This is a genomic window from Rickettsia akari str. Hartford (assembly GCF_000018205.1).
In the GTDB taxonomy this organism is placed as follows: Bacteria; Pseudomonadota; Alphaproteobacteria; order Rickettsiales; family Rickettsiaceae; genus Rickettsia; species Rickettsia akari.
Genome location: NC_009881.1, coordinates 566501 through 578013 on the forward strand (window position 1 = coordinate 566501; position 11513 = coordinate 578013).

The window sequence follows — 11513 nt, forward strand, 5'->3', positions numbered from 1 at the left end:
TTCCTAATATGTAAAACATTATGATTAGTAAAATTAATTTTGTAAAAATGCACGGTCTTGGTAATGATTTTGTTATTGTTAACAAACGAGATTTATTAAGTTCATATGATTTATCGCAGCTAGCCAAAAATATGGCTGATCGTCATACAGGTATCGGTTGCGATCAGTTTATTATTTATGAAGAGCATAATGATTTTTATGAGATGATTATCTATAACATAGATGGCTCTAGTGCTAAATTATGCGGTAATGCTACAAGATGTTTAGCTAAGTTAATTTATCTTGATACTGGAAAAAAAGACATTACCGTAATGGTATGCAATAAAAAATTGCTATGTAATGTGGAGGATGAAAATAATATTAGCGTTAATGTAGGAAGTGTTAGTTTTAATGAAGCTTGGATGCCAAGCCGTGATAAAATTTGGGAACTCGCAGAGCGTTATATGATTGATTTAAAGGAAACTATTTGTGTTGATATAGGTAATCCGCATTTGGTTATTTTTAGTAAGTTAGAGCCTCAAGATCAAAAAATTGTCGGTGAAAAATTGCAGGCTAAGGAATTATTCGCGGATGGGGTAAACGTTAATTTTGCTGAAGTAAAAGATAATAAAATATACTTATCCGTTTGGGAGCGCGGTGTAGGGTTCACACTTGCTTGCGGAAGCGGAGCTTGCGGTAGTTTTGCTGCTGGTTTAAAGCTCGGTTTTATCCATGCACCAAGTATGGTGGTATTTAAGCATGGCATCCTTACTATGAAAGAAGAAAACGGTAATATAATAATGCAAGGGTCTGCTAAATTAGTTGCTCAAGGGGAGTATTATTATGAGCAATAATTTAAGGCAAGAAGTAATAACATTTGGCTGTAGACTTAATATTTACGAAAGTGAGATAATACGAAAAAACTTGGCATTATCTGGTATCGATAATGTGGCAATATTCAATACTTGTGCAGTAACTAAAGCAGCTGAGAAACAAGCAAGACAAGCTATCCGCAAGGCTAAAAAGAATAATCCCAATTTAAAAATTATCGTTACAGGTTGTAGTGCTCAAACAAGTCCGCAAATGTACGGTAATATGCCGGAAGTTGACAAAGTTATAGGTAATGAAGAGAAGTTATTACATAATTACTACCAAATTACCGATGAAAAAATAGCAGTTAACGATATAATGTCGGTGAAAGAGACGGTAGGTCATTTAGTAAGTAGCTTTGACGGTAAATCTCGTGCTTTTATTCAGGTACAAAACGGTTGTGATCATTTTTGTACTTTCTGTATTATCCCTTACGGTAGAGGTAAAAGTAGATCAGTACCAATAGGCGCTATAGCAGAGCAGGTAAAGTATTTAGTACTAAACGGTTTTAAAGAAGTAGTTTTTACCGGTGTTGACGTTACCGCTTACGGTTCAGATTTACCCGGAAGCCCAACATTTGCACAAATGATTAAACGAGTTTTAAATTTAGTGCCTGAACTAAAAAGGCTTCGTTTATCTTCAATAGATGTTGCAGAAATAGATGATGAACTTTTTGAGCTTATAGCTTATAGTGAGAGGATAATGCCGCATTTTCATATTAGCTTGCAAGCAGGCGATGAGATGATATTAAAACGTATGAAAAGACGGCATACTAGGGCAAAGGTAATAGAGTTTTGCCGGAAGCTGCGGGCAATAAGACCGGAAGTATCTTTTGGTGCGGATATTATAGCTGGTTTCCCGACTGAAACTCCTGAAATGTTTGACAATACAAGAAAATTAATTTCAGAAGCGGCATTACAATATTTACATGTTTTTCCTTATTCGGAAAGAGAAGGAACGCCTGCAGCACGTATGCCGCAAGTACCGAAAACTATAAGGAAAGAAAGAGCTGAAATTCTAAGACAAGAGGGGCAGAATCAGCTATCTGAGTTCTTTAAGAAGCATATAGGTCAGAAAGTAGAGTTATTGGTAGAGAATAATAATATCGCCCATACCGAAAATTTTATTCCGGTAAAGCTAGACACACCTTTAGAAATAGGGCAGATATTTAAAGCGAAGTTGATAGGTATAGAAGAGGGATATATGAAGTGTGTGTTGGTTTAATATGTCACCACGTGGTTTTGACCACGATATCCAGACAATTTTCAAAAAAACTGGACCCCGTGGTCAAGCCATTGGGTGACAAAACAAAATAAAAAAAATCATGGAAAATATAGAAACAATATTAAGGCTTGCTGAAGAAAAAATCTTATTAGTACAAAACTTAAAAGCACTACAAGAATATAAAGTAGAATTTTTAGGTAAAAACGGTATAGTGACCGGTGAGCTTAAAAAACTAGGTAGTTTAAATGAACAGGAACGTAAAGAATTTGGTTTAAAAATCAATAAATTAAAAGATAAAATACAGAATATAATAAGAGCAACAGAAGAAATTTTAGAGGAGCAGGAACTAAAGTTAAAACTTGCTGCAGATAAAATTGATTTAACAATCCCTGCAAGGAGATATAAACAAGGTTCTATTCATCCAATAACACAATGTAGTGAGGAGTTAATACAAGTATTTTCGCAGTTTGGTTTTACTATAGAAAACGGACCAAATATCGAGAATGATTTCCATAATTTTACTGCTCTCAATTTTGAAGATGACCATCCCGCAAGGCAAATGCATGATACTTTTTATTTGAAAGGTCAAGAAAATAATAAACCGCTGTTATTACGTACTCATACCTCAACAGTGCAGATTAGAGCGATGAAAAGCGGCAAACCGCCTTTTAGGTTTATAGCACCTGGTAGGACTTATAGATCAGATTCGGATATGACGCATACGCCGATGTTTCACCAAATAGAAGGACTTGTTATTGATAAAAATATCAATATGGGGCATTTGAAATATGTTATCACAGAATTTATAAAAAACTTTTTTGAAAATTCTAATATTGAATTACGTTTTAGACCTAGCTTCTTCCCATTTACCGAACCTTCTGCCGAAGTTGATATTCGGATGAATAAACACGATAAATGGCTTGAGGTCCTCGGTTGCGGGATGGTTCATCCAAACGTGCTTAAAAATGTCGGTATCGATAGCAGCGAGTATCAAGGTGTTGCTTTTGGGCTGGGGGTAGAGCGTTTTGCAATGCTAAAATATAATATCAAAGATTTAAGACAATTTTTTGAAGGAGATATGCGTTGGCTTAAACATTATAATTTTGGGAGCTTTGATATACCGAGTTTAGCAGGAGGGCTGACGAAATGAAATTTACGTTATCATGGTTAAAGCAATTGTTAGAGACATCGGCTTCAGTTACTGAAATTGCCGAAGCCCTAACAGCTATTGGTCTTGAAGTAGAAGAGGTGATAGATAAAGCGGCAGAGCTACAAAAATTTGAAGTAGCATATATAGCAAGTACTAAACCTCACCCGTCAGCCGATAAGTTAAAGCTTTGTGATGTTAAGACTAAAAGCGGTATGTTACAAATAGTTTGTGGTGCGAGTAATGCAAGAGCAGGTATGAAAGTAGTACTTGCAAATATCGGAATAGAAATACCAAATGGTAAGTTTAAGATTAAGGAATCTATTATTAGAGGTGAAAAAAGCTGCGGTATGCTTTGCTCTGAAGAGGAATTACTGCTAGCTTCAGAATCTGAAGGGATTATAGAGCTCTCTGAAGATGCTGTAGTTGGAGAGAATTTTACTAAGTATTACGGTTTAGATGATCCTATATTTGTTATTAACGTTACTCCTAATCGTGGTGATGCACTTGGAGTTTACGGTATCGCAAGAGATTTATCGGCAAAAGGACTCGGAATACTTAAAGAACTAGAAATTCCGGAAATAAAGAGTACATTTACTTCTAAAATGAAGCTTAAAGTGCAAGACAAAGAAGCATGCCCTTTATTTACTTTTAGAGAAATAAGAAATTTAAAAAATAAACCAAGTCCTGATTGGTTACGGAAGTTATTAAAAAATGTCGGGGTACAAACTATTTCAAGCTTAGTGGATGTAACAAATTATATTTCTTATAGTTTTGGGCAACCGATGCATGTTTACGATGCGGATAAGATACGTGGGGGGATTGTGGTTGAGAGATATTCCTCTATGTCATTTCCGCGTAGGCGGGAGGCTAATAATGCTTATGGTAAAAGCGATGCTCTAGATAGTGATAAGGTTATTATGGCTTCCCGCCTACGCGGAAATGACATAGATGGCGGTGGGGATGACAACAATGACGCAATTACTTTCCACGCCCTAAACGGAAAAGAATATTTACTTACCGAAAATGATTTAGCTATAAAAGATGAAAGCGGTATTCAAGGTCTTGCCGGTGTCATTGGCGGGGCTAAGAGTAGTTGTACTGATAGTACTACTAATATAATACTGGAAGCTGCATGTTTTAATGCTAAAATGGTTGCAGCTAGCGGGCGAAGATTGCAAATTGATACTGATGCTAGATATCGTAATGAGCGTAATATCGATAGAAATTTTACGGAAAAAGCTTTAGACATAGCGACTAATCTTATTTTGTCAATATGCGGAAATGGTGAAGTATCGGAAGTAGTGAAATGCGGTGAGAAAGAGCCGCAAAAAAAATCTTTAGATTTTTCAGCATATTATTTAGAAAAAATTACTGGAATTAAATTAAATATCAAAGAGATAGAAGCTATATTAAATAAACTAGGATTTGTTACGGATGTTAAAGGTGAGATTATAAAGGTAATAGCTCCTTCTTGGCGTCACGATATAACTATTTTAGAAGATATAGCTGAAGAAATCGCTCGTATTTACGGCTATGATAAAATAGAAAGCATAAAATTACCTGAATTAGACCAAGATAATAATAAACTAAGAGAGCATAAAAGAATATCCAGTTTTAAAAGGATATTAGCAAGCAAAGGCTATGATGAGGTAGTAACTAATTCTTTTATGAGTAGTGAGGATGCAAAGTTGTTTGCTGAATTAAAAGAAGAGTTGTTTTTGCTTAATCCTATTAGCATAAGAGACAATTATATGCGTCCTACTATACTACCGAATTTGTTAAGTATAGCAAGTAAAAATCTAGCACGCTCTGTAAAAGATATGGCTTTTTTTGAAGTTGGACCGAGTTTTATAGATTTAAATACAGAAGCAACTTATTTGACGGCAATTATAAGCGGTTCATATAGTAATAAAAATCCTCATTCGCTTGGACGAGGCTATGATGTTTTTGATCTTAAAGGTGATTTAGAGCTGGTAGTAGATTATGCAGGACTATCTATAGATAAATGTATAGCAACAAATGGTACAGCATTGCCACAATATTATCATCCAACTAGAGCAGTAAATATAGGGCTTGGTAAAAATTTATTAGGTCATTTTGGACAGATACACCCTAAAATCTTGAAATATTACGATATTAATCAGGAAATATTTGCATTCGAGCTAAATATTACGAATTTGCCGTTGATAAAAGCTAAATTCGGTAAAAGAGACGAATTTGCAGTATCAGATTTCCAAGCTAGTTTTAGAGATTATGCATTTATTGTTGATCAAGATCATAGGGTTGGTGAAATAATATCATATATAAATAATTTTAATAAAAAGCTTGTCAAATCAGTTATATTATTTGATATTTATAGCGGTGATAAATTACCTGAAGGTAAAAATCTATAGCCATTAAAATAGAGCTACAAGCAGATGATCGTACGTTGTCTGATACTGATTTAAATTCGTTCAGTAAAGATGTAGTTGCTGCCATCTCGAAAAAATTTCAAGGAACATTAAGAGAATAACAATATGTTAAAATTAATAGTTGAAACAAAAACGTTAGTTCAGTCCCTAGGGTTTGCAAGTTCCGTTGTTGAAAAACGTAATGTAATACCTGAATATGCAAACATTAAATTATCGGCAAAAGACGGCAATCTAGAGCTTAGTTCTACTAATATGGACTTGTACTTAAGTCAAAAAATAGCAGTACAGGTAGTAAGTGAAGGTGAACTTACCGTTTCTACGAAAACTCTAAATGATATAGTCCGCAAACTTCCGGATTCTGAGCTTATATTAACAGATCTCGGTACAACGGGACTTGAAATCAAAGGAAAAAATTGTAAATTTAATTTATTTACTTTGCCTGTTAGTTCTTTTCCTACAATGGATAGTATTAATCCTGAAGCAAGTTTTAAAATTTCCTGCACGGATTTTGCTAAAATAATCGAATCGACAAAATTTTCGATTTCTTTAGATGAAACTCGTTATAATTTAAACGGTGTTTATTTACACATAAAAGACAAAGAGTTTTGTTCGGCAAGTACCGATGGGCATAGGCTTTCAATTTCATGGGTAACATTAGAAAAACAAATAAAGAATTTTGGAGTTATATTGCCGCAAAAAAGTGCAGAAGAAATTTTAAAAATAGTTAAAGATCCTAAAAATATAAATGAAGATATAGAAATGTTATTAAGTAGCAATAAGATTAAATTTATATGTAACGAAAATACTATTATGCTATCAAAGCTTATAGACGGTACTTTCCCTGATTATAGTGCTTTTATTCCAGAAAGCAGCAGCTCAAAATTAGTAATTAATCGAAAAATATTTGCAGATAGTATAGAAAGAATAGCGATAATAACCGTTGAAAAATTTAGAGCAGTAAAATTATCATTATCTCGTGAAACCTTAGAGATTAGTGCTGTCGGTGAAGCAAGAGGTAACGCAAAAGAGGTTATTAATTCTTCACAAGATAAGGAAAGTTTTTATGAATATAATAGTGATGAGTCTTTAGTTATAGGCTTTAATCCACAATATTTAGAAGATGTCTTAAAAGCAGTGAAATCGGATTTAGTAGAACTATATTTTTCAGATGTTTCAGCACCAGTACTTATTAAATTTCCTGAGAATCCTAAAGATATTTTTGTCGTCATGCCTGTTAAGGTGTAGAGTAGCTATATGTTATTCATGCAAGGCATTATTACGTGGATCAAAAAGCACACTCGATGTCATCCCATGGCTTGACCACGGGATCCAACAAAACACTTAAAGTATTAATAATTTTAGTATTGTTAGCTGGATACCGCGATCAAGTCGTGGTATGACAATTAAGGATTCCCGCTTACGCGGGCACGACATAGATGGGTATATGAATTACATACAATTAGTTCAAATAATTTTTGACTAATAGCCAAAGCTTCTCTATTATTTCCCTCAGGCACCCTAATTAAATATTGGTTATGAAAAAAATTATCGGATTATTTTTTGTAATTATACTTAGTGCAATAAGTACTAGTATCTTAGCGGATGATTATCCAAAAACAGAACGAGAGCAGAAATGGGACGAAGTAGGTTCTATAGCAGGTGAAGAAGGGCTAGTTTTTAGACCTAGTAGGGTAAAAAACGAATCTACTAAAGCTGTAGGAGGTTCAGTTAATAAATATCTTTGGCAAGCAGCATTAGAGGCTATAAGTTTTGCTCCTCTTGCATCAGCTGACTCAAACGGCGGCGTGATTATTACGGAATGGTATAGCCCACGTTCTAATCCTAATTTTCGATTTAAAATCAATATATTTATTAAAGACAATGTAATAAGCCCTGATTCAATTGAAGTGAAAGTATTTGAAGAAATGCTTAAAAGTAAACAATGGGTACTTAATGAAAATACCTCAAATCTTGCTATCACACTTGAAGATAAAATTTTAAGAAAAGCTAGAGATATATATATTAATAGTGCTAGGTGATTATATTACCTGTATGTCACCCCGTGGCTTGACCACAGTATCTTAGGCCACAGTCTGTGACACAAAACCACGTGGTCAAGCCGCGCGGGGTGACAAATAAATTAAAAAGAAGATATGAATCAAATAGAACAAAAATGGCAGCAAATTTGGCATGACGAGAAAGCTTTTGAGGTATCAAACGAGAGTAGCAAGCCAAAATATTACGTACTTGCAATGCTGCCTTATCCTTCCGGTAAAATCCATTTAGGTCACGTACGCAACTATTCTATAGGTGATGTGATTGCAAGGTTTATGACTATGCAAGGTTTTAACGTGCTTCATCCGATGGGCTGGGATGCTTTTGGGCTACCTGCCGAAAATGCCGCAATAAAAAATAATTCTCATCCGAAAGATTGGACTTATTCCAATATCGAGAATATGAAAAAGCAGCTAAAATCTATGGGCTTTTCTTATGCTTGGTCTAGAGAGATAAATAGTTGTGATCCGCAGTATTATAAACATGAGCAGAAATTCTTTTTAGAGCTTTATGAGAGAAATCTTGCTTATCAAAAAGAATCACTTGTTAATTGGGATCCGGTTGATAATACCGTGCTTGCGAATGAGCAAGTTGTAGACGGGCGTGGTTGGCGTTCAGGTGCAGTAGTTGAGAAACGTTATTTAAAGCAATGGTTCTTAAAAATCACTGATTATGCTGAAGAATTATTAAACGAAATTCAGAATTTAAAAGAGTGGCCTGAAGCAGTCCGCTCTATGCAAGAGAAATGGATTGGTAAATCGATAGGTGCTAATTTTCATTTCAAAATTAAGGATAATGAAGATACTACTATAGAAGTATTTTCAACAAAACCTGAAACCATTTTTGGTGCTGGCTTTATAGGAATTGCCTTTAATCATCCGATAATAGAACGATTAGTTTCTAAAACACCTGAAATATCGAATTTTATAGCTAAATGTGCAAATATAACCTGTTCTGTTGAGCTTGATAAAGCTGAAAAGGAAGGTGTATTTACAGGTCTTTATGTTACTCATCCTTTCGATTCAAATATAGTTTTACCGGTTATTATTACTAATTTCGTGTTAATGGATTACGGTACCGGTGCTGTTTTCGGTTGCCCTGCTCATGATGAACGTGATCATGAATTAGCTGTTAAAATGAATTTAACTATTAAGAAGGTAATTGAAACGGATATTGATGTACAAAAGACCCCTTATACGGAAGATGGAATTTTGGTTAACTCAAATTTTCTAAACGGCTTAACTAGTAATGAAGCAAAACAAAAAGTAATCGAGGAGTTTGAAAAATTAGAGATAGGTAAATGCACCATAAATTATCGTCTAAAAGATTGGGGGATTTCAAGGCAGCGTTTTTGGGGTTGTCCGATTCCTATGATTCATTGTGAAGCTTGCGGCATAGTTCCAGTACCTTACAAAGACTTACCAGTTACGTTACCTGATGATGTTAGTTTTGACGGTCACGGTAATCCTCTTGCTCATCATCCTAGTTGGAAACATGTTAATTGTCCGAAATGCAATAAGCCGGCTATTCGTGAAACCGATACTTTTGATACATTTTTTGAATCATCTTGGTATTTTACGAGATATTGCAATAGCAATGCTACAGAGATGACCGATAAAAAAGCTTGTGATTATTGGCTTCCTGTCGATAAATATATAGGCGGTATCGAGCACGCCGTTATGCATTTATTATATGCAAGGTTTTTTACAAAAGTAATGAACGAACAGCATTACGTAAGCGTTCGAGAACCTTTTAAAGGGTTATTTACTCAAGGTATGGTGTTGCATGCTACTTATAAAGATGAACATAATAATTGGTTATATCCTGAAGAAGTAGTTAAAAAGGGTAATGAATTTTTTCGTAAGGAAAGCAATGATAGAGTAGTGCAGGGACGCATTGAGAAGATGAGTAAGTCTAAAAAGAATCTCATCGATCTTGAGACAATGCAAAAGCAATATGGGGCAGATGCTATTAGGCTTTTTGTACTGTCCGATAGTCCACCTGAGAAAGATCTAGAATGGTTTGTAAGCGGTATTGAAGGCTGCTCACGTTTTATTAATAAGCTTGAGCAAATGTTTGAGGCAATAAAATTTTTATATAACGAAGCTAATAAAGAGGAATTTGAAGGAAACACCGAACGCAGCACCGCAGCGTACACTTTAGTACGTGAAGATGCGAGTACCGGATCGATGTACAAATTACCTTTAGAAGCAAGTTATATTAACAAAGAGTTGAATAGGTTAGTTCATTTTACTATAAAGCACGTCGCAGAAGATATAAAGCATTTTGCCCTAAACAGAGCGATAGCACGTATGCGTGAGCTTGCTAATGCTATATCCTCTGAAATATCCAAAGATAAAATTGATGTAAACACTGTAAGGCATGGCTTTAATATTTTAGTACAGCTACTCAATCCTTTTATCCCACATATTACAGAAGAAATTTGGCAGAAGCTTGGTAATAAAGAGCGGTTATATAAATCAGATTTTCCTGCATTTGATGAGTCAATGCTAGAGTTAGATACGTATATTATGGCAGTGCAGGTTAACGGCAAACTCCGTGATACCTATAAGTTTAAAACTGCCGCAAGTGAAGATGCAATAAAGCAAATTACTGTCAATTTGCCAAAGGTACAAAAATTTTTAGCAGGAAAAGAACCGAAGAAGATTATTCTCGTGCCTCGTAAAATTGTGAATATTATAGTTAATTGATTTGAACTCACCTACTGCGTTATTCATCGTCTAGCCTATTATTTATAGGGTTTGCTCCTCGCTCCTTGTATCCGAATCCAACTAAATTTACTATATTGTGTGCATTGTTATTGTGAGAAGAACTACTCAGTGTCACTCCATTGCCCAGTTAAAAATACTAATAATTATTAGTATTTTAAGTTATATTTTTGGATCCCGTGGTCAAGCCACTGGATGACACCAAGTGCGTTTTCCAAACCACGCAACAATGCCTCTTCTGTAGCAAAGACATAGAGTCAAAATCATAGAGTATTACATCGATGCCCTCTTTAAATAGAGTGCAGGATTTTATACTTGAAGTCAATTTACTATGTTAATACATTTAATATCTTTATTAACTTATCTTAATTTAAATTAATGCATAAAAATATCGATTTCATTCCAACCGATAAGGTCTAAATTAGCTCTTGTTGGTAAAAAACGAAAAATATCATGGGCAAGCTCGAGCCTATTTTCTCTCAGTAGCATTTTTTGTAACATATCTTTTAACTGATGCAAATAAAGCACATCTTTTGCTGCATATTCTTTTTGTTCTGAAGATAAATTGTCAGTACCCCAATAGGAAGATTGTTGTTGTTTTGAAATATTTATATTAAGCAATTCTCGGCATAAATCCTTAAGACCGTGGTTATCTGTATAGGTTCTAACTAGTTTTGAAGATATTTTAGTACAAAATATATTTTCTAAATCTATACTTAAATATTGTTTTATAGATGCTAAATCAAATCTAGCAAAATGAAATATCTTGCATCTAGTTTTATCTAGCAATAACGCTTTTAAATTAGGAGCAGTGTAATCTTGATTTACAAAATGAACAAGATGGGCTTCACCATTGCCGTTACTAAATTGTAGCAAACATAGTTTATCTCTATGTAGATTTAAGCCCATTGTTTCGGTATCTATAGCGATATCTCCTTCAAGTTCAAAATTATCAGGTAGGTCGTTTTGATAAATTTTTATAGTCATAAATTATATTTAATTCTTTTTTAATCATGTTGTTTTGGATGTTCTGCTCATTTATTCTATGTCATTCCCGCAGAAGCGGGAATGACACAAGCGTCATGCAACCACAGC

General features: G+C 34.5%; 7 protein-coding genes and 2 pseudogenes. 7 read left to right on the forward strand and 2 right to left on the reverse strand.

Going from position 1 to position 11513, the window contains the following annotated elements; translation table 11 throughout:
• The first annotated feature begins 20 nt into the window (after positions 1 to 20).
• From dapF to leuS, 7 genes and pseudogenes are all read left to right on the forward strand, one after another.
• Positions 21 to 833, forward strand: coding sequence for a diaminopimelate epimerase (dapF, locus tag A1C_RS02815; protein WP_012149545.1), 813 nt, complete (start codon positions 21 to 23; stop codon positions 831 to 833).
• Positions 823 to 2073 carry a tRNA (N(6)-L-threonylcarbamoyladenosine(37)-C(2))-methylthiotransferase MtaB gene (mtaB, locus tag A1C_RS02820; RefSeq protein WP_012149546.1) on the forward strand — a complete coding sequence of 417 codons (1251 nt, stop codon included), beginning with the start codon at positions 823 to 825 and terminating at the stop codon, positions 2071 to 2073. The genes dapF and mtaB overlap by 11 nt, the downstream gene beginning before the upstream one ends.
• A 100-nt stretch (positions 2074 to 2173) precedes the next feature.
• On the forward strand, positions 2174 to 3223 hold the full coding sequence (gene pheS, locus A1C_RS02825; protein ID WP_012149547.1) for a phenylalanine--tRNA ligase subunit alpha: 1050 nt from the start codon (positions 2174 to 2176) through the stop codon (positions 3221 to 3223).
• Positions 3220 to 5735 (forward strand): annotated as a pseudogene (gene pheT, locus A1C_RS02830) (phenylalanine--tRNA ligase subunit beta). Before pheS ends, pheT begins: the two are co-directional and overlap by 4 nt.
• A gap of 4 nt (positions 5736 to 5739) precedes the next feature.
• Positions 5740 to 6879 carry a DNA polymerase III subunit beta gene (gene dnaN / locus A1C_RS02835; protein WP_012149549.1) on the forward strand — a complete coding sequence of 380 codons (1140 nt, stop codon included), beginning with the start codon at positions 5740 to 5742 and terminating at the stop codon, positions 6877 to 6879.
• 290 nt (positions 6880 to 7169) lie between these two features.
• On the forward strand, positions 7170 to 7673 hold the full coding sequence (locus tag A1C_RS02840; protein ID WP_012149550.1) for a DUF3576 domain-containing protein: 504 nt from the start codon (positions 7170 to 7172) through the stop codon (positions 7671 to 7673).
• A 114-nt stretch (positions 7674 to 7787) separates the two neighbouring features.
• The gene (leuS, locus tag A1C_RS02845) at positions 7788 to 10400 is read left to right on the forward strand and encodes a leucine--tRNA ligase (protein ID WP_012149551.1); all 2613 of its coding nucleotides are present in this window, start codon (positions 7788 to 7790) and stop codon (positions 10398 to 10400) included.
• On the opposite strand, the pseudogene A1C_RS09480 reads toward leuS, so the two are convergent.
• Together A1C_RS09480 and A1C_RS02850 are read right to left on the reverse strand one after the other, a co-directional pair.
• A pseudogene (locus A1C_RS09480) lies at positions 10386 to 10494 on the reverse strand (palindromic element RPE2 domain-containing protein); the annotation flags it as partial. The gene leuS and the pseudogene A1C_RS09480 overlap by 15 nt on opposite strands.
• 299 nt (positions 10495 to 10793) lie before the next feature.
• The gene (locus A1C_RS02850; protein ID WP_012149552.1) at positions 10794 to 11405 is read right to left on the reverse strand and encodes a ribonuclease D; all 612 of its coding nucleotides are present in this window, start codon (positions 11403 to 11405) and stop codon (positions 10794 to 10796) included.
• Positions 11406 to 11513 lie beyond the last annotated feature (108 nt).

Excerpts from the sequence above, each read along its gene's own strand:
- A1C_RS02850 (WP_012149552.1), bottom strand. The coding sequence starts at position 11,405 with ATGACTATAAAAATTTATCAAAACGACCTACCTGATAATTTTGAACTT.
- A1C_RS02840 (WP_012149550.1), top strand. The coding sequence starts at position 7,170 with ATGAAAAAAATTATCGGATTATTTTTTGTAATTATACTTAGTGCAATA.
- dapF (WP_012149545.1), top strand. The coding sequence starts at position 21 with ATGATTAGTAAAATTAATTTTGTAAAAATGCACGGTCTTGGTAATGAT.
- dnaN (WP_012149549.1), top strand. The coding sequence starts at position 5,740 with ATGTTAAAATTAATAGTTGAAACAAAAACGTTAGTTCAGTCCCTAGGG.
- leuS (WP_012149551.1), top strand. The coding sequence starts at position 7,788 with ATGAATCAAATAGAACAAAAATGGCAGCAAATTTGGCATGACGAGAAA.
- mtaB (WP_012149546.1), top strand. The coding sequence starts at position 823 with ATGAGCAATAATTTAAGGCAAGAAGTAATAACATTTGGCTGTAGACTT.
- pheS (WP_012149547.1), top strand. The coding sequence starts at position 2,174 with ATGGAAAATATAGAAACAATATTAAGGCTTGCTGAAGAAAAAATCTTA.